16 protein-coding genes are annotated in these 19,005 nt (G+C 57.9%); 9 read left to right on the plus strand and 7 right to left on the minus strand.

Translation table 11 applies throughout. The annotated features are described in order from the left end of the window. Positions 1 to 164: 164 nt before the first annotated feature. Complete coding sequence (locus tag EOK75_RS08935; protein ID WP_137193617.1) at positions 165 to 506, minus strand: DUF2853 family protein; 342 nt, start codon at positions 504 to 506, stop codon at positions 165 to 167. A 197-nt stretch (positions 507 to 703) separates the two neighbouring features. After that, on the minus strand, positions 704 to 2,092 hold the full coding sequence (gene ahcY, locus EOK75_RS08940; RefSeq protein ID WP_137193618.1) for an adenosylhomocysteinase: 1,389 nt from the start codon (positions 2,090 to 2,092) through the stop codon (positions 704 to 706). A 109-nt stretch (positions 2,093 to 2,201) separates the two neighbouring features. Between ahcY and EOK75_RS08945 the strand changes: the two genes are divergently transcribed. Beyond that, positions 2,202 to 2,792, plus strand: coding sequence for an HD domain-containing protein (locus tag EOK75_RS08945; RefSeq protein WP_137193619.1), 591 nt, complete (start codon positions 2,202 to 2,204; stop codon positions 2,790 to 2,792). Between the two features lie 4 nt (positions 2,793 to 2,796). Here EOK75_RS08945 and EOK75_RS08950 read toward each other — a convergent pair whose 3' ends face one another. From EOK75_RS08950 to EOK75_RS08960, 3 genes are all read right to left on the minus strand, one after another. Further along, on the minus strand, positions 2,797 to 3,111 hold the full coding sequence (locus tag EOK75_RS08950) for an H-NS histone family protein (RefSeq protein WP_137193620.1): 315 nt from the start codon (positions 3,109 to 3,111) through the stop codon (positions 2,797 to 2,799). Between the two features lie 115 nt (positions 3,112 to 3,226). After that, on the minus strand, positions 3,227 to 3,781 hold the full coding sequence (locus EOK75_RS08955) for an ActR/PrrA/RegA family redox response regulator transcription factor (RefSeq protein WP_137193621.1): 555 nt from the start codon (positions 3,779 to 3,781) through the stop codon (positions 3,227 to 3,229). A 42-nt stretch (positions 3,782 to 3,823) separates the two neighbouring features. Then, complete coding sequence (locus EOK75_RS08960) at positions 3,824 to 4,444, minus strand: SCO family protein (RefSeq protein ID WP_137193622.1); 621 nt, start codon at positions 4,442 to 4,444, stop codon at positions 3,824 to 3,826. Between the two features lie 124 nt (positions 4,445 to 4,568). Between EOK75_RS08960 and regB the strand changes: the two genes are divergently transcribed. The 8 genes from regB to trxA all read left to right on the plus strand — a co-directional run bounded on the left by regB (position 4,569) and on the right by trxA (position 16,523). After that, the gene (regB, locus tag EOK75_RS08965) at positions 4,569 to 5,945 is read left to right on the plus strand and encodes a sensor histidine kinase RegB (RefSeq protein WP_137193623.1); all 1,377 of its coding nucleotides are present in this window, start codon (positions 4,569 to 4,571) and stop codon (positions 5,943 to 5,945) included. Between the two features lie 131 nt (positions 5,946 to 6,076). Next, the gene (locus EOK75_RS08970; protein ID WP_137193624.1) at positions 6,077 to 7,666 is read left to right on the plus strand and encodes a PAS-domain containing protein; all 1,590 of its coding nucleotides are present in this window, start codon (positions 6,077 to 6,079) and stop codon (positions 7,664 to 7,666) included. A gap of 48 nt (positions 7,667 to 7,714) precedes the next feature. Beyond that, the gene (tsaE, locus tag EOK75_RS08975; RefSeq protein WP_137193625.1) at positions 7,715 to 8,191 is read left to right on the plus strand and encodes a tRNA (adenosine(37)-N6)-threonylcarbamoyltransferase complex ATPase subunit type 1 TsaE; all 477 of its coding nucleotides are present in this window, start codon (positions 7,715 to 7,717) and stop codon (positions 8,189 to 8,191) included. Continuing rightward, positions 8,181 to 9,191 (plus strand): aminoglycoside phosphotransferase family protein, encoded by a 1,011-nt coding sequence (locus EOK75_RS08980; RefSeq protein ID WP_137193626.1) that lies wholly within the window; start codon positions 8,181 to 8,183, stop codon positions 9,189 to 9,191. The genes tsaE and EOK75_RS08980 overlap by 11 nt, the downstream gene beginning before the upstream one ends. Further along, entirely contained in the window at positions 9,167 to 9,868 is a 702-nt protein-coding gene (locus EOK75_RS08985) for a nucleotidyltransferase family protein (RefSeq protein WP_137193627.1), read from the plus strand. The genes EOK75_RS08980 and EOK75_RS08985 overlap by 25 nt, the downstream gene beginning before the upstream one ends. Continuing rightward, positions 9,858 to 12,800, plus strand: a complete 2,943-nt coding sequence (gene addB / locus EOK75_RS08990; protein ID WP_137193628.1) for a double-strand break repair protein AddB — start codon at positions 9,858 to 9,860, stop codon at positions 12,798 to 12,800. The genes EOK75_RS08985 and addB overlap by 11 nt, the downstream gene beginning before the upstream one ends. After that, a complete protein-coding gene (gene addA, locus EOK75_RS08995; RefSeq protein WP_137193629.1) occupies positions 12,797 to 16,144 on the plus strand; it encodes a double-strand break repair helicase AddA in 3,348 nt (1,115 codons plus the stop codon). The genes addB and addA overlap by 4 nt, the downstream gene beginning before the upstream one ends. A 58-nt stretch (positions 16,145 to 16,202) precedes the next feature. Further along, positions 16,203 to 16,523: a thioredoxin gene (gene trxA / locus EOK75_RS09000; RefSeq protein ID WP_050521877.1), complete on the plus strand. Its 321-nt coding sequence runs from the start codon at positions 16,203 to 16,205 to the stop codon at positions 16,521 to 16,523. 46 nt (positions 16,524 to 16,569) lie between these two features. Here the strand turns inward: trxA and EOK75_RS09005 are convergent, their stop codons facing one another. Beyond that, positions 16,570 to 17,817 carry a glycerate kinase type-2 family protein gene (locus EOK75_RS09005; RefSeq protein ID WP_137193630.1) on the minus strand — a complete coding sequence of 416 codons (1,248 nt, stop codon included), beginning with the start codon at positions 17,815 to 17,817 and terminating at the stop codon, positions 16,570 to 16,572. A gap of 105 nt (positions 17,818 to 17,922) precedes the next feature. After that, positions 17,923 to 18,879, minus strand: a complete 957-nt coding sequence (locus EOK75_RS09010; RefSeq protein WP_137193631.1) for an L-malyl-CoA/beta-methylmalyl-CoA lyase — start codon at positions 18,877 to 18,879, stop codon at positions 17,923 to 17,925. Positions 18,880 to 19,005: the final 126 nt, after the last annotated feature.

Consider the following 19,005-nt stretch of genomic DNA (forward strand, 5'->3'; position numbering starts at 1 on the left):
CCGGACATACTGTCCTATGCGTTTGGTATAGCAACTCTGGTTGCGCGGTGCAAAGGCCAAGCACCTAAGGTTTGAGGTGGTTTTGATACAGTTTGTTCAGACCCCGAAAATGCGAACACCCGCGCTGGATGGGCACGGGTGCGCGATCTGCATGTGCAAAGGTGTCAGCCGTAGACCGACTCTTTGTTGAAATGCTTGGCCAGCATGTAATAGATAACGGCGCGGTATTTGCTGCGCTCTGACTGGCCGTAAGTGTTGATGACGGCTGTGATCGCCTCCATCAAAGCGGGGCTATCTGCCAGACCGAGCTTTTTCATCAGGTAGTTTTTCTTAACCGTTTCCAGTTCAGACGGGTCGCTGCCCGCAACCGTGGAGCTGTCGGCGTTATAGATCGCAGGGCCGCAACCAATGGTCACCTTGGTCAGAAGATCCATGTCGGGTTCCATTTTGCACTTGTTGCGCAGGTCGTCGGCATATTTCGCAATCAGATCGTCTCTCTTGCTCATGTCTTGGTTGCTCCTGTATCTGTTTGCACCCCAAAAAACGGGCGGCTGCGGAAAGGTTAGGACGAAATGCGGGATCAAACAAACAAAAAAATGTGGGATTCTGCCGCTTTGGGCCTTTCCGAATGCCGTTTACGTAAGGTTAAATTGCAATGGCCCGACGCAGAACGCCGGGCCATGCAAGTTAAGAATTAAAGCGATCAGTAGCGGTAGTGTTCTGGCTTGAACGGGCCTTCGACGGTAACGCCGATGTAATCCGCTTGATCCTTGCTCAGCTCTGTCAGCTTCACGCCGATACGGCCAAGATGCAGACGCGCTACCTTTTCATCCAGATGCTTGGGCAGGATATAGACGCCGGGCTGATAGTCTTCGCCTTTTGTCCAAAGCTCGATCTGCGCCAACACCTGATTGGTGAAGGATGCCGACATCACGAAAGACGGGTGGCCGGTGGCATTGCCAAGGTTCAGCAAACGCCCTTCGGACAAAAGGATAAGACGGCTGCCCGAAGGCATCTCGATCATATCCACCTGCTCTTTGATGTTGGTCCACTTGTGGTTCTTCAGGGCTGCAACCTGAATTTCATTGTCGAAATGGCCGATGTTGCCGACAATCGCCATGTCCTTCATTGCGCGCATATGCTCAATCCGGATCACGTCTTTATTGCCGGTGGTGGTGATGAAGATGTCGGCGCTGTCGAGCACGTCTTCCAAAATCACAACCTCAAACCCGTCCATCGCGGCTTGCAGCGCGCAGATCGGGTCAACCTCGGTCACTTTCACGCGGGCACCAGCCCCCCGCAGCGACGCAGCAGAGCCTTTGCCAACATCGCCGTAACCGCAGACAACGGCAACCTTGCCGGCCATCATGGTGTCGGTCGCGCGGCGGATGCCATCGACCAGCGATTCCTTGCAGCCGTATTTATTGTCGAATTTCGACTTGGTCACGGAATCGTTGACGTTGATCGCTGGGAAGGGCAGTTGGCCTTTCTTGTGCAGATCATAAAGGCGGTGCACGCCGGTTGTGGTCTCCTCGGAGACACCTTTGATGGCCTCACGGGTTTTGGCGAACCAACCGGGGGTCTCGGCGATGCGCTTCTTGATCTGCGCCTTGATCACCTCTTCCTCTTCCGAAGTGGGAACGGCCAGCACATCTTCGCCCGCTTCCATACGTGCGCCAAGCAGGATGTAAAGCGTGGCATCGCCGCCATCGTCGAGGATCATATTCGCGCCCTCGGGGAACCTGAAGGAACGGTCAAGGTAATCCCAATGCTCTTCCAGCGACTGGCCCTTGATCGCAAAGACGGGGGTGCCACCCGCCGCGATTGCTGCGGCCGCGTGATCCTGAGTCGAGAAGATGTTGCAAGACGCCCAACGCACATCCGCGCCAAGGGCCGTCAGCGTTTCAATCAAAACGGCCGTTTGAATGGTCATATGCAAAGAGCCGACAATCCGCGCGCCCTGCAACGGCTTGGAATCGCCAAACTCTGTACGCAATGCCATCAGCCCCGGCATTTCGGTTTCGGCAATGTTCAATTCTTTGCGCCCGAATTCGGCCAGTGCGATGTCCTTGACGATATAGTCCTTCGGCATGTGCCGTGCTCCTTGGCAAATATTCAATTATGGGTCAGATAGCATTGTAGATAGGGCTGGGCAATGTCAGACGGGTTTGGTGAAATAAAGGCGAGCAGAGGAAACGGTTATGAAGCAGCCCCGCGCTTGGCAAAGAATGCTCTCGGGTCGGCGATTAGATCTGCTTGATCCGACGCCGGTTGATATTGAGATTGAGGATATCGCGCACGGCTTGGCCTTTGTTGCCCGCTGGAATGGCCAGACGCATGGCGATTGGCCCTATTCCGTGGCCGAGCATTCCCTGCTGGTCGAAGAGATCTTTCGCAAAGCCAATCCCAATGAATCACCGCGCTGGTATTTGGCCGCATTGCTGCATGATGCGCCGGAATATGTGATTGGCGATATGATCAGCCCGGTAAAGGCCGCTGTCGGTCCGGGATACGGTGCGCTTGATGATCGGTTGACGGCGGCGATCCACCGGCGCTTTGGCTTGCCTGCTGTCCTGCCGACCATGATCAAGAAGGCGATCAAAGAGGCGGACCGTATTTCCGCGTGGCTGGAAGCGGTGGAAATAGCGGGCTTCACAACAGAAGAGGCGGATCGGATTTTCGGCAAACGCGCAGCGCAGCAAGTCCACAAGCTGTCAATCCGATTGCGCCCGCCGGTAGAGGTGCGTGCCGCCTTTGTTGCGCGGCACGCAGACCTTTTGGAGCAACTTTAAGCAGTTAGAGCGCTATGTCGTCAGGTGTTTTACCCGCAGCCAAGGCCGCTTTGAACCACTGTGGCTTGCGCCCGCGTCCGGACCAGGTTTCTGATGGGTTTTCGGGATTCGCGTATTTCGGCTCGGCCGGGGTACGCTTGCGGGGGGCTGGTGCGCCTGTAAGCTCTGCCAAAGAAAAACCAAGCGTTCTGGCTCTTTCTTCCAGTTCGCTTAGGGCGTCTTTCTTTTTACGAGCTTCAAAACTTGTAATCGCTTTTGTGACTTGGGCTTGCAATTCACGTAGTTCTTTAAGTGATAAATTATTTAGATCTATGTCCAACGTGGTACTCCTCAGTATCTCAGAGGAGCGCAAATACAGTATATAAAAGATATACGCAATATACTTCGAATGCACATATAATTGATCTACTTTAACGCGTAAATTAAACTGCGACCTAGCGAGGGCTGCGTTTGGCCAGAATGCGTTGTAATGTTCTGCGATGCATATTTAGGCGGCGCGCGGTTTCAGATACATTCCGGCCGCACATTTCATAGACGCGTTGAATATGTTCCCAACGCACCCGATCTGCCGACATTGGATTTTCAGGCGGGGCAGGCAATGCATCGCCCCGCGCCAGAAGCGCGCTAGTGACCTCATTGGCATCGGCGGGTTTGGAAAGATAATCCGTCGCGCCGATTTTTACGGCAGCAACAGCCGTAGCGATTGCGCCATAACCGGTTAAAACCACGATCCGGCAATCGGGACGCTTTTCCCGAAGAACTTCAACAACATCAAGCCCGTTACCATCTTCCAGACGCAGGTCGACGACGGCGTAAGCGGGGGGGCGCGCGGAGGCGATGGCCTTACCCATGGCAACAGTCTCGGCTGTTTCGGGAATGAACCCGCGTTTTTCCATGGCACGGGCAAGCCGTTTCACAAAGGCTTCGTCATCATCAACCAAAAGCAAGGACCGATCCGTCCCAATTTCCGCACTTAGATCTTCGGACATGTCCATCCCTCTTTCATTGCCGCCTGTATTCGGTAAGCGGCATCAGCTTGCGTTAATAAAGCAAGATACCCGCTGCGCCATTTCATCGGCCGTCACCTCACGTTTGAAAAAATCGGCAAAGCCCGTTTGAGGTAGCATAAGATAGGTGAAAGTCGAATGATCAACCAGATAATATTCATCTTCCGGGTCATCATTGTGGAGTTTGAAATAGGTTTTATAGGCCTGTGATGCGGCTTTTACTTGCTCTGCGCTGCCGGTTAGGCCGATCATTTTGGGATGCATAATATCGGCAAACTCTGCCATTACCTCTGGCGTGTCGCGACCCGGGTCGACAGTGATAAAGACCGGAGTAACATCCACCCCCATTTCTTCCAGAATATCGACCGCTTCGGCATTGCGTGCATTATCTAGCGGGCAGACATCGGGGCAAAAGGTGTAGCCGAAGTAAACCAGCGTTGGTTTGGTGATGACATCCGCATCGGTGACTGTTTTTCCGGTTTGATCAACCAAGGTAAACGGCCCGCCAATCGTGGCGCCACCGACCTGCCCGCCGCGGCATTCGGCAAACTGATCGCCGGATTGGTTGGTGTACACCCAAAAGGCGGTCCCACCTAAAAGTGCGGATACTGCGGCCACGGCGACCCCGGCGTAAATCTTCAACATCTGCATCTCCTCACTTTCGGTTCGCCTGTCAGGCATTCGGGCAGGATGGGCAGTTTAAGTTGAATCCAAACCTGCCCCCTCTTAGACAGGGGAGATAGTCGTTTTATGTACGCGGGGCAATGCAATGATGAACGCTGGCGCTGGTCTCTTTTCTCGCGGACCGGGCGATTACCGGTTGCGGCTTCATACGCTTGTTGTGCTGCGCTGGATGGCCATTGTCGGGCAGCTTGCGGCGATCACCATTGCTTATTTCTATCTTGATCTGCGTTTGTCGCTGGTGCTTTGCTATCTGGTTGTAGGCATGTCGGTTTGTGCCAATCTGCTGTCTTATTTCATCTATCCAAAGAACCGGCGTCTGTCGGATCTAGAGGGGATGCTGGTCTTGCTGTTCGATTTGGCGCAGCTTTCGTGCCTTTTGTTCCTGACCGGCGGGCTGACGAACCCTTTTGCCCTGCTTATTATTGCGCCGGTCATTATTTCGGCATCGGCGCTGCATTCGCGCACTACGGTTTTGCTTGGCGTGATGGCGATCTGCCTGATCAGCTTTGTGACCGTGTTCAACATCCCGCTCTATTTCGCTGATGGCACTGTGCTGACCATTCAGGGCCTGTTGGAGGTTGGTTTTTGGCTGGCGATTGTTATCGGGATCTTGTTTCTCGGGCTCTACTCCTACCGTGTGGCGTCCGAGATCCAATCCATGTCCACCGCACTTTTGGCCACACAAATGGCCCTTGCGCGGGAACAAAAGCTGACGGCACTGGGGGGCGTGGTTGCGGCTGCGGCGCATGAGTTAGGCACGCCGCTGGCGACAATAAAACTGGTCAGCACAGAGTTGATAGAGGAGCTGTCGGAAAGCCCCGACCTGCGGGATGATGCGCAGTTGATCCGCGATCAGGCCGACCGGTGCCGCGATATTTTGCGGTCGATGGGGCGGGCTGGGAAAAACGATGCACATTTAATGCAAGCCCCCTTGGCCGAAGTGCTGCGCGAGGCCGCCGAGCCGCATATGGAGCGCGGCAAGGATGTGGTTTTCACGCTTCCGCCCGATGCAGCCCAGCACAGCGTGCAGCGCCAGCCAGAGGTAATCCACGGGTTGCGCAACCTTATCCAGAACGCGGTGGATTTCGCAAAAACGACCGTTTGGGTCGAGGCAAGCTGGGGCCTTGAGGCGTTGACCATCAGGGTGGTCGATGATGGTCAAGGGTTTGATCCGCAAATCATCGGCCGTATCGGCGATCCTTTCGTGACACGGCGGCAATCGGTACGCCGCAACGAACAACGCCCCGAATATGAGGGGATGGGCTTGGGGCTTTTCATAGCCAAAACCCTGCTGGAGCGATCCGGCGCAGAGCTGTCTTTTCGCAACGGTTCCGACCCGTTCCTCGCGAGGGATGAGCATCCTGTCGGGTGTGGCGCCATTGTCGAGGTGGTCTGGCCCTTGGCCGCAATCATTGCTGTCTCAGAGGGTGTCTTGGGCGAAAACACCAAAATTGAGACTTAATTGTCAAAATGCTGCGTTCTAAATGCCACAATCGCGTAGTTTCCACCTCAGTGTTCCCGCATCCTTAACATCTCGTTAACGATATATACTCAGGGTTGAGTAAGGTTTTCTGAATTGCTCGAGGGAATGTCGTGGTATTTGATCCTTTGCTCGCAGGTGGGCTGGTAGTGACGGGAGTGTTCTCGGCATGTCTCGGGTTGCTGTGCTTGACTGTGCTGCAAAAAGACAAGCGCCCGGGTGCTGGTTCGATCTTCCTTGAAAAGGGCAATGGCGCCGAGTTCATCTTTGATGGCAAGATCTTGATTGATGCAACGCCCGCAGGGCGAAGCCTGCTGCCAAAGACCTGCCAGAATGGGGCGGCGGTGTGGCCGGGGTTGCTTAGCTATCTGGAGCAACGGTTCGACGGAGTCGCGGAGCGGTTTGAAACGCTTCAGACCGACGGCGTTTTGATGATGAGCAGCGCTGAGGGACAGGAAAGCCAACCGCTTATGCTGCGCGCGGAATTGCGGGGCGGGGTAACGCGTGTGTCTATCCTTGATGCGGATGCGCCTAAATCTGCGCAAGGGCTTGACCCGCTTACCCGCCGCGCCATTCGGGATGAGCTTGCGCAACTACGCAGCATTACCGCCAAGGCGCCGCTGCCGATCTGGCGTATGGCGGCCAATGGCGATGTTATCTGGGCCAACGCGCGCTATCTTGATCTGGTGGCGGAAAAGCTTGGGGATGAGGAAGATCTGACCTGGCCGCTGCCCAAACTCTTTGCAACGCCGAACGATACAACCCAAGCCACCCGTCGTGAAAAACTTGCCCGAGGCGCTGATCAAAAGGACAATTGGTTCGATATCGTCCAATTCGGCGATGAGACCGGACAAGAGGCTTATGCCCTTCCTGCCGATAGCACGGTCAAGGCTGAAGAGGGCTTGCGCGCCTTTATGCAGACCCTGACGAAAACCTTTGCTTATCTGTCCACCGGGCTTGCGATTTTCGATCAGGATCGCAAGTTGGTTCTTTTCAATCCGGCGCTTATTGACCTGACGGGGCTGTCACCTGACCTTTTGACCAAGCGCCCCACGCTGACCATGTTTTTTGATGCGATGCGCGAAAATTCGATGATCCCCGAGCCGCGTGACTACAAAAGATGGCGTAACCAGATCACCGATATAGAGGAGGCGGCAGCCTCTGGCCATTATGAGGAAACCTGGAGCCTATCGAGCGGGCAGACCTACCGGGTTATCGGGCGCCCGCATCCGAATGGTGCGCTTGCCCTATCGTTTGAGGATATTTCGAACGAGATGTCACAAACCCGCCGCTACCGCGCAGATCTGGAATTGGGACAAGCGGTGGTCGATGCTGTCGATGCCTCAATTGCGGTTTTCTCGGCAGCGGGCGTGTTGGTTATGTCCAATGCCGCCTATTCGGTGCTTTGGGGACATGACCCTGCTGCATCCATTGGGAATGAAGGCAGTATCTCGGCGGTGTGCAACTATTGGCGCGAGGCAACGGCCCCCACAACGATCTGGGACAAGGTTGAAGATTTCGCCGCGCAAATCGGTCCGCGTGAGCTGTGGGATGGTAAAGTACGCCTGTCTGACGGACGGCTTGTATATTGCCGTTTTGCGCCTCTTGCAGGTGGGGCAACCATGGCGACCTTTCAGTATTGTGGCTCTGGGTCGGAGGATAATGATCTTCCCTACACCGGTGACAGCAAAATGGTAGGCTAGGCAGGCTTCGCCCTTGCGCCCGTTTCTACGGCGCGTAAAACTGGCCGAATGTCAGCTGATGCACTTCTCTCTCTTTTTTTGCCCGATGATGCTGCGACTACGCAATTGGGCAAGCTGCTGGCAAGGTATTTGCAGGCGGGTGATGTCGTATTGCTGAATGGCAGTGTCGGCGCCGGAAAAACCCATCTGTCACGGGCGCTTATCCGACAAAAGCTGGGCCGGGACGAAGATATCCCCTCGCCCACCTTCACCCTTGTTCAAACCTATGAAACGGATGAGTGTGAGATTTGGCACGCTGATCTTTACCGCCTGTCCCATCCGGATGAGGCGCTGGAGCTTGGCCTTGATGCCGCGTTCGAAACTGCGATATGCCTTGTGGAATGGCCTGACCGGTTGGGCAGGTTCACACCTGCGGATGCCCTGCATATTGACCTGAAGCCCGAGGGCGAGGGGCGCATCGCACAGATTTCCGGCGGTCGATCCGGCTTGGTTGCGCAGTTGAAGGCGGACTATGATGGCCAATAGGGAAACCCTTTCCACGCTGTTTCTGGCCGAGGCCGGCTGGGCGAATGCGACCCGCACATTTTTGGCAGGGGATGCCTCTGACCGACGCTATGAGCGGTTGAAAATGGGCATGAAGACAGCCGTCTTGATGGACGCCCCGCCCGGAAAAGGCGATGATCCGGCAGATTTCATCGCAATCGGCAGCCATCTGAACGCGCTCGGCCTGTCCGCCCCGCGCATTTTTGCGCAAGATTTGCAGAATGGTTTCTTGTTGATCGAGGATCTTGGCGATGCGCTTTTCGCCCGTCTGATTAATGAGGATCCGGCCCAAGAGCAGGCACTTTATGCTGCGGCGACGGATGTGCTTTTGCACCTGCAATCCAGCGCGCCCCCCGCCAATCTGCCCAACCTTAGCGCAGAGGATTGGGCGCAGGCCGCGGGTTTTGCGTTGGAGTGGTACCGTTTTGCGATCACTGGCGATGTCGGGGATGTTGCCGGTTTTCAGGCGGTGCTAGTGGCCGCGATGCGCGCCCATGCGGACGGGCCGCGCGTGCTTATCTTGCGCGACTATCATGCCGAGAACCTGCTATGGCTGCCGGAACGCGCGGAGCTTGCCAAGGTCGGGTTGCTGGATTTCCAACTAGGGCAGTTGGGCCAGCCAAGCTACGATCTGGTATCTCTTTTGCAAGACGCAAGACGAGAGGTTTCACCGCAGACCGAGGCCGAAATGATGAACCGTTTTCGCGGGGGCACCGATGCGCAAAGCTTTGCGGCCGCCTATGCGACGGTCGGCGCGCAGCGTGCATTGCGTATCCTTGGCATTTTTGCTCGGCTTTGCCTAAAGGGTGGAAAAGCGCAATATGTGACCCTGATCCCGCGTGTCTGGCGCCAGCTTCAACGCAATCTTATGCATTCAGAGCTTGCAGAGTTAGCCGCCTTTTGCGCCCTCTGGTTGCCAGAACCGACACCGGACGCCCTTGAAAGGATACGCACCCAATGCGGAACACAGCCGACGCGGTGATGTTATTTGCTGCCGGTTTTGGCACGCGAATGGGCGACCTTACAGCAGATATGCCCAAGCCGCTGATCCCGGTTGCGGGTATGTCCTTGCTGGATCACGCGCTTCAGCAGGTTGAAGGCGCGGGGCTGCGGCGTGTTGTGGTCAACACCCACTATAAGGCCGAGCAGATCAGCAAGCATTTGGTATCAAATGAAAACATCGCCGTTTCATGGGAAAAGGATGCCATTCTAGAGACGGGCGGCGGCCTGCGTGCCGCCTTGCCCTTGCTGGGGGAGGGGCCGGTTTTCACGTTGAATACCGACGCGGTTTGGACAGGGCCGAACCCGCTGATCACCCTGCAAGACCATTGGGATGGCGCGCAGATGGATGCGCTTTTGTTGCTTGCCCCGCCAAACCGGATCAAGGGCTACAAGGGCGCTGGTGATTTCATTCTGACTAAGGATGGCCGGATTGTTCGGACGAAGGGGGCGGCGGGGCTGGCCTATCTCGGTGCCCAAATCATTTTGCCGCGGGGGATCGAAGCCATCCCTGATCAGGCCTTTTCGCTCAATATCTTGTGGGACCGGATGATTGATGAAGGGCGCGCCTTTGGCGTTGTCCATACTGGCGGGTGGTGTGATGTTGGCCGCCCCGAGGGCATCGCGATCGCCGAAGAGATGTTAAATCATGTTCCCTGATGCCAGTCCCAGAATTTTCGCCCTGCCTTCGGGCGCGGATTTCCCCGCTCTTTTGGTCGCGGGCCTAAAGCAACGCATGGCCGACGCCTCGCCGGAGGCAATGGCCCGCGTCACGCTTTACGTCAACACCACACGGATGCGCCGCCGGATTGTGGCACTTTTCACCCAGCAAGGGGCTACGTTCTTGCCCCGAATCCGCTTGGTCACCGACCTCGCATCGGCCATGCCGACGGCGGGCCTTCCGCCTGCTGTGTCGCCGTTGCGGCAACGTCTGGTTTTGGCGCAATTGATCGAGGGGCTGCTGCAACAACAGCCCGATCTGGCCCCGCGCTCGGCGCTTTATGACCTTGCCGACAGCCTTGCGACCTTGCTTGATGAAATGCAGGGCGAGGGGATTTCGCCCGATACCATCGCCTCGCTTGATGTGGCGAACCATTCGGCGCATTGGGCGCGCACGCGGGAATTTATGGCCATTGTCGTGCAGCTGTTGGGTCAAATGGGCCAGCCCGACAGCCAAACGCGGCAACGCATGTTGGCCGAGGCGATCACCACCGCATGGCAGGACAACCCGCCGACTGATCCGGTGATCGTTGCGGGCTCTACCGGTTCGCGCGGCACGACGGCCTTGTTTATGCGGGCGGTGGCGAAACTGCCGCAAGGCGCGATTGTGCTGCCGGGGTTTGACTTTGATCTGCCGCATCAGGTTTGGGAAGGGCTTAGCGATGCCCTGACCGCCGAGGATCACCCGCAATACCGTTTCTTCAAACTGATGCAGATGTTCGGCATCACGCCGGCTGATATCACCCCATGGGAGGCGACGCCCGCGCCAAGCCCATCACGTAATGCCTTGATTTCCCTGTCACTTCGCCCTGCACCGGTTACCGACCAATGGCTGACCGAAGGCCAGAATCTGACCGATCTTCCTGCCGCCTGCGCCGATATGACCTTGATCGAGGCACCCACCCCGCGCAGTGAGGCGATGGCGATTGCCCTGATCCTGCGCAAAGCTGCCGAAGATGGCGTGACGGCCGCGCTGATTTCCCCCGATCGAGGGCTGACCCGGCAGGTGACGGCCGCGCTCGACCGTTGGGGGATTTTGCCTGATGACAGCGCGGGCCGTCCCTTGGCCTTGTCCGCGCCGGGCCGTTATCTGCGCCATATCCTTGGGCTGTTCGAGGACCGGATGACATCCGAGACGCTTTTGATTTTGCTGAAGCATCCGTTGACGGCCAGCGACAAAGAGGGGGAGATTGATCGCGGGGATCACCTTCTTTTCACGCGCAATCTGGAACTGAAGCTGCGCCGCTATGGCCCTGCTTTTCCTACGGGTGCGGATCTAATCGCTTGGGCGCAGGCCGAAAAGAACCCCAAGACGCTGCCTTGGGCAGAGTGGTTGGCGCGCAATCTGGATGATTTGCAAAGCGCCGGCACCCTTTCGCTGGCGGATCATGTCGCACGGCATCGCCAATTGGCCGAGGCGCTGGCCTGTGGCCCGAATGCGCAATCCAGCGAGCTTTGGAAAGAAGCTGCCGGCATTGCGGCATTGGCAACGATGGAGGAATTGGCAAGCGAGGCCGCGCATGGTGGTGCGATGACCGCCGCTGATTATCGCCACTTGTTCGAGGCGCTTTTGAACAAGGGCGAGGTTCGTGAGGCCGTGCAAGCCCACCCCCGCATCATGATCTGGGGCACGATTGAGGCACGGGTACAGGGCGCGGAACTGGTGATACTTGGCGGGTTGAATGATGGCATCTGGCCGCAATCGCCGCCGCCCGACCCTTGGATGAATCGCGCGATGCGGATGGAGGCGGGTCTGTTGCTGCCCGAACGCCGGATCGGGCTTTCGGCGCACGACTATCAGCAAGCCGTCGCCGCACCGCGTGTTGTGATCAGCCGCGCGGTGCGAAATGCCGATGCAGAAACGGTTGCCTCGCGTTGGGTCAACCGCCTGACGAACCTGCTAAACGGTTTGCCTGTTCAAGGTGGGCAAGAGGCGCTTGCAGAAATGCGGGCTCGTGGGCAGGCGTGGTTTTCGCTTGCCACCGCCGCCGAGCAGCCGAACCCGATTGCCCCAAGCGCACCCCGCCCCGCGCCCCGCCCGCCGGTTTCTGCCCGTCCTGCCAAGCTGGCCGTCACTGGCATCAAAACCCTGCTGCGCGATCCTTATGCGATTTACGCCCGCCATATCTTGCGGCTGTTCAAGCTGAACCCTTTGCGCCCGTCACCGGATGCGTTACTGCGCGGCTCGGTGCTTCATATGGTGTTGGAAAACTTCACCCGCAGCAGGCCCGCGCAGGAAACCCGTGATGCCGCCCGCACCCGTCTTTTGGCCATCGCAGAGACTGTTTTGACCCAAGAAGTACCCTGGCCCGCTGCCCGTGCGCTGTGGCTTTCGCGCCTGAACCGTGCCGCCGATTTCTTTTTGGGGGTAGAGGAACGGCTGGGCGGAACCCCTGTGCTGATTGAGGAACAGGGCGCGGCCCCCTTGACTGGCCTGCCCTTTACCTTGACCGCCAAACCCGACCGGATCGACGCGCTGCCCGATGGCCGCGTGCATATTTTCGACTATAAAACCGGCGCGCCACCAAGCCAGAAACAGCAAGAGTTTTATGACAAGCAGCTGCTGCTTGAGGCGGCAATGGCAAGTCGCGGCGCATTCACCGCGCTTGACGGCCCACGAGAGGTGGCTGGCATCACCTATATCGGGCTTGGATCGTCGCCAAAACAAGACACCAGCACCCCCGATGAGGCCATGTTAGGCAAGGTTTGGGAGGAGCTTCACCTGCTGATCGCCGAATATATGGACCCCGAGCGCGGCTATGTTTCGCGCCGCGCGATGCATGAAGAGCGCTTCCCGGGCGATTATGATCACCTCGCCCGTTATGGCGAATGGGAAATGACCGATGACCCGAAACCGGAGGATGTGACATGATCCGCAACGCAGCTTCCGCGCGGCAGGTGCAATCGGCCGATCCGCGTGCCTCGACATGGCTGTCGGCCAATGCCGGATCGGGCAAAACGAGGGTATTGACGGACCGAGTGGCGCGTATGTTGTTGTCGGGCGTCGATCCGGGACGGATTTTGTGCCTGACCTATACCAAGGCGGCCGCATCCGAGATGCAAAACCGTTTGTTCGCGCGCTTGGGTGAATGGGCGATGAAAGAGGATGGCGCCCTGCGCAAGGAATTGGTGGATCTGGGTGTCGATGATGTGGTGGATGTGGCGCGCTTGGCCCGCGCCCGTCAGCTTTTTGCCCGCGCAATTGAAACGCCCGGCGGTTTGCGCATTCAAACCATCCACTCTTTTTGTGCGTCCTTGTTGCGCCGCTTTCCGCTAGAGGCGCGGGTTTCTCCGCAGTTCACGGAAATGGATGACCGCGCCGCCGCCCTGCTGCGTGACGAAATCATTGACGAACTTGCCGATAACATCGCCCCTGATGTGATCCGCGCACTTGCAAATGCCTATACCGGTGAGGATTTTAACGCCTTGGCCGCCGAGATTGCGAACCGCCGGAATGATTTTCACGGGTTTTTGTCCGATGCCGAATGTCGGGCGCTATTCGAAGTACCCGAGGGCCAAACCGAGGCATCTATTCTTGCCGATGTCTTTTTGGGCGGTGAGGCAGAATGGCTACCAGAAGCGACCGCGATCATCGCCACGGGTTCCGCTAATGATGTTAAAGCGGCGGCCAAACTGGGCATGCTTGATCTGGCCAACCCTGACCTGCGACTTTTGGCCGGTATGGAGGGTATTTTCCTGACGGGGGCCAAGACCAAATCCCCCTTTTCCGCCAAGTTAGGCACCTTTCCAACCAAAGCGACGCAGGCCAAACTTGGCCAATTGCTTGATCGGCTAGAGGATTTGATGCGCCGGGTAGAGGCCGCCCGCGGCGCGCGTATTGCCCTTGCTGCCGCCAAGCGCACTGCCATTTTGCACCGTTTTGCCGCGGCTTTCCTACCTGAATATAAGGCGCGGAAAGAGGCGCGCGGCTGGCTCGATTTTGATGATTTGATCACCTATGCCAAAGCGTTGTTAACCGATCCTTTGGTGGCGCAATGGGTCTTGTTCCGGCTCGATGGCGGCATTGACCACATTCTGGTGGATGAGGCGCAAGATACCAGCCCCGACCAATGGCGCGTGATCGAGCTGCTTGCGGATGAGTTTACATCCGGCAGCGGCGCGCGGGATGTGTCGCGCACGATTTTCGTTGTGGGCGATAAAAAACAGTCGATCTACAGCTTTCAAGGGGCTGAGGTGGAAGCGTTTGACCAAAAGCGCGACCTTTTCAAAGGCAAGCTCAATCAAGTCGATACCCCGCTGCAAGAGCTGCAATTGGAGCATTCTTTCCGCTCTTCCAATACGGTTCTGCGTTTGGTGGATATGACTTTTGACGCGCGTTATGAGAAGGGCTTGGGCGGCGAGGTCAAGCATATCGCCTTTTTCCCCGACATGCCGGGCAGGGTGGATTTATGGCCGGTGATTGAAAAATCCACCAAGCCGGAGCCGGAAAACTGGTACGACCCTGTCGACTTGGTTACAGAGGAACATCACGCCGCCAAGCTGGGCCAAAAGGTCGCCGAAACGATCCGCGATGCTATCGCTGCGGGCACGCAAATTCCGGTGAATGGCGGCACGAAAACTCGTCCGGTTCATGCAGGGGATTTCCTGATCCTTGTGCGCAGACGGTCGGATATTTTCGGCGCGATTATTCAGGCATGTAAGGCGGCTGGCTTACCGATTGCGGGGGCCGACCGCCTGAAACTGGGGGCAGAGCTTGCCGTGCGCGATCTTGCGGCCCTTTTGGCATTTTTGGCGACGCCGGAAGATGACCTTTCGCTGGCGGCATGTCTGCGCAGCCCGCTGTTTGGCTGGACCGAGCAAGAGCTGTACAGCCTTGCCCAACCGCGCAAAGGCTATCTTTGGCGAGCTTTGGAAAACGCACCTGAGCATGCCAAAACAGTGTCTGTACTTAGGGATTTGCGCGATCAGGCAGATTTCATGCGGCCCTATGATCTGATCGAACGCATGCTGACCCGCCATGATGGCCGTCGCAAACTGCTGGCCCGTTTGGGTGCCGAGGCTGAGGACGGGATCGACGAATTCCTGTCCCAAGCTTTGGCCTATGAGCGCAACGATGTTCCCAGTTTGACCGGCTTTTTGGGCTGGCTACAGACGGATGATGTGGAGGTGAAGCGCCAGATGGACAGCGCGGGCGAGCGTATTCGCGTGATGACGGTGCATGGCGCCAAGGGGTTGGAGGCGCCGATTGTTATCCTGCCCGACACCGCGCAATACCGGTCCCGTGAGCGCAACGAGCTTTTTGTCTTGCCCGAAGGCCCTGCTTGGAAAACCCCCAGCGCCGAAAGCCCGGAGGCCATCGAGGCCGCCCGCGCCGCCCGTAAAGAGCAAGATGCAGCGGAATCGATGCGCTTGCTTTATGTTGCCATGACACGGGCCCAAAGCTGGCTGATTGTGGCGGCGGCAGGCGCTATTGGCGCGGATAAATCCGATGATGATGCGGAAACGGTGGTGTGGTACCGGCTGATCCAAGAGGCTATGGTCAAGGCCGGTGCCACAGCGCGCGTTGATGGTGGGCTGACCCTGAGTGATGGGATTTGGCCACCGAATGAAGCACGTTCTGCCATAATAGAGCCTGAATCTTCGGAGCTTCCTGAATGGGTCACAGCGCCGGCGCCACTTGAACACCGTCCCGAACAAGCGCTTAACCCATCCAATCTGGGCGGGGCAAAGGCATTGCCCGGCGATTTCACAAGCGATGACGACAACCGCGCATCCATGGACCGAGGCACGCGGTTGCATCTTTTGTTGGAACATCTACCCAATTATCCCGTCACGGATTGGCCCGCAATCGCCGCCGCGCTGCTGCCTGATGCGCCTGATGGTGATGCCCTTCTGGCCGAGGCTGCTGCCGCCATCACCGCGCACCCGACGCTGTTCAGCGCGGATGCCTTGGCCGAAGCGCCTTTGACAGCCCTTTTGCAAGGCAAGCCCATGGTTGGCAGCATTGACCGGCTATTAGTCTCTGACACAGGGGTTTTGGCCGTGGATTTCAAGTCCAACCTTGTGATCCCGGACAGCGTGGCCAAAGTACCGGACGGTCTTTTGCGCCAGATGGGGGCCTATCACACCGCCCTAACGCAGATCTATCCTGATCGCGTGGTCGAGGTGGCCTTGCTTTGGACACGTACAGCCCAGCTGATGACGGTTGATCCCGATACCGTGAGGCGGGCGCTTGAAGGTACGAGCTTCCCTTGACGTTCCTTAGGGCCACCCTTACCTTCACTTTAAACACATTCCAGTCAGGAGATATGTCATGGCCACGATCCCCGTTACCGACGCAACCTTTGATGCCGAAGTCCGCAAATCCGATATTCCCGTTGTCGTGGATTTCTGGGCGGAATGGTGCGGTCCGTGCCGCCAGATCGGCCCGGCATTGGAAGAGCTTTCCGCCGAATACGAAGGCAAAGTGAAGATCGTGAAGATCAACGTCGATGAAAATCCCAACAGCCCTGCTGAACTGGGTGTGCGCGGCATTCCGGCGCTGTTCTTGTTCAAAGATGGTGAGGTTGTTTCAAACAAAGTTGGCGCGGCGCCAAAGGCGGCATTGGCAACTTGGATTGCCTCTGCGGTTTAATCGATCGATACAATGACAAAGGGGGCGGCATTTTTGCCGCCCTTTTTCATGCTTGCGGCATGATAAGCACTGCGCGGAAATCATTGACATTGGTCAGGGTCGGGCCGGTCACAATCTGCCCCCCGATGCGGCCAAAAAATCCATGCGCATCGTTGCTCGCCAGTGCATCCGGGGCAGACACCTCCTGCAAAAGCGTCTCTGGCCCCGCATAGGCGCCTGCGACTTCGGCCGCGCCATCGACGCCATCCGTATCACAGGCCAGAACATGCACGCGGGGATGGCCTTTTAACGCCACAGCAGCCGCCAAGGCATATTCCGCATTCGGCCCGCCCACACCATCACCGCGACGCGTGACGGTGCATTCGCCCCCCGACAGCAACAAGACCGGATGGGGATGGCCCTCTTCGGCGATCTGGAGGGCCATGGCGGCTTGTTGGGCGGCCAGATCGCGGGCCTCACCCTCTAGCGCGTCACCCAATAGGCGGACCTCGACACCTTGCGCCTCGGCCTCGGCTTTTGCGGCCTGTAACGATTGTGCGGGGGCGGCGATGATGCGCAATTCGGCACCAGCCAAGCGGGGGTCATCGGGGGCAAGCGGATCAGGGGCACCCTCAATCACCGCGCGGATATGGGCGGGCAGGGTGACGGCCCAACGGTCCAAGGCCGCAAGCGCCATGTCCCGTGTGGCAGCACTTCCCACCGTTGGCCCCGAGGCAATCTCGGCCGGATCATCGCCCGGCACATCCGAGATCACCAGACTCAGCATTTGCGCCGGATGGGCGAGCGCGGCAAGCCGACCCCCTTTCACCATGGACACCTGTTTGCGCACGATATTCATCTGCGAGATCGGCATCCCCGAGGCCAGCAGCGCCGCGTTGAGCGTTTGCTTGTCCGCCAAGGTCAGCCCCTTTGCCGGTGCGCACAGCAGTGAGGACCCCCCGCCAGAGATGAGGGCGATAATCTGGTCGTCCGCGCCCAAGCTGGAAACCAAATCCATCAACCGCCGCGTGGCCGCAACGCCTGCGTCATCGGGAACGGGATGCGCGGCCTCAAGCACCTCAACGGAAACGGGTCTATTATAGCCGTATCGCGTGATGATCAGCCCCTCGCAGGGGCCGTAATGCGCCTCAAGCGCCTCGGCCATACGGGCGCTGGCCTTGCCCGCACCGATCACAACCAGACGTCCCTTGGGGCGGGGAGGAAGATGGGCAGCCAAGCACAGCATCGGATCTGCCCGTGCAACGGCCGTGGTAAAAAGCCCGGTCAGAAAAGCCCGCGGATCGGATATTGTCATAGTGCACCTGCCGGTTTCTGACCAACGGGTGGTCAGGCGTTACATTCTTTGAGGTCTCTCAAAATTCCGGGCCAGAGTGCAGGGTTTTCTGGCCCGGTTCAAGGCTTAGCCCTTGATCATCTCGGACTGGCGCACAATGACCTCGGCTTGTTTGATAGAGGCGATATCAACCAAACGGCCCTTGTAAACGGTCGCGCCTTCGCCGCGGGCTTTGGCGTCATCCATCGCGGCCAAAATCTCGCGGGCTTCGGCCACGGCGGCGTCCGAAGGGGTAAAGACCTCATTCGCCAGCGCGATTTGTTTGGGGTGGATCGCCCATTTTCCGACCATACCCAAGACAGCAGACCGGTGTGCCTGCGCGCGAAAGCCCTCATCATCCGAGAAATCACCGAAGGGGCCATCGACCGGCAAAACCCCATGCGTCCGGCACGCGGCAACAATCGCGGCCTGCGCCCAATGCCACGGATCGGACCAATGCTTTTGCCCGCCTTGCAGCATGTAATAGTTTTCCTGCGTGCCGCCGATGCCGGTGGTCTGCATCCCCATCGAGGCCGCGAAATCGGCTGCGCCAAGGCTCATCGCTTGCAAACGTGGCGATGATGCCGCGATTTCCTCAACATGGGCGATCCCTGCGGCAGATTCGATGATGACCTCAAACGCAATCGGCTTTTGGCGACCCTTTGCACGCTCAACCGCGGTGACAAGCGCATCCACGGCGTAAATATCGGCGGCACAACCCACCTTGGGGATCATGATCATATCCAGCCGCTCGCCGGCCTGTTCCAGCAGATCCACGACATCGCGGTACCAAAAAGGTGTATCCAACCCGTTGATCCGGACCGAAAGCGTCTTGTTGCCCCAATCGACGGTGTTGATCGCCTCAATGATATTGGCGCGCGCGCTGTCTTTGTCACTGGGGGCGACGGAATCCTCAAGGTCAAGGTTGATGACATCCGCGGCAGAGGCGGCCATCTTTTCAAACAGCGCAGGACGGGAGCCGGGGCCAAAAAGCTGGCAACGGTTGGGGCGCGCGGTTGGGGCTGGTTGAATGCGGAAACTCATGTCGGACCTCTTGGTAATGAAATGTCGTCTTGATTGCATCAAGGGTTAGATTGTTGCGTTTGTGTTCGCAACCCTGTTTTTGCGGCGCAGCATTCCTGCGGCGGCGCGGCGCACCCGTGGATCAGG

Source organism: Pseudorhodobacter turbinis (genome assembly GCF_005234135.1).
In the GTDB taxonomy this organism is placed as follows: Bacteria; Pseudomonadota; Alphaproteobacteria; order Rhodobacterales; family Rhodobacteraceae; genus Pseudorhodobacter; species Pseudorhodobacter turbinis.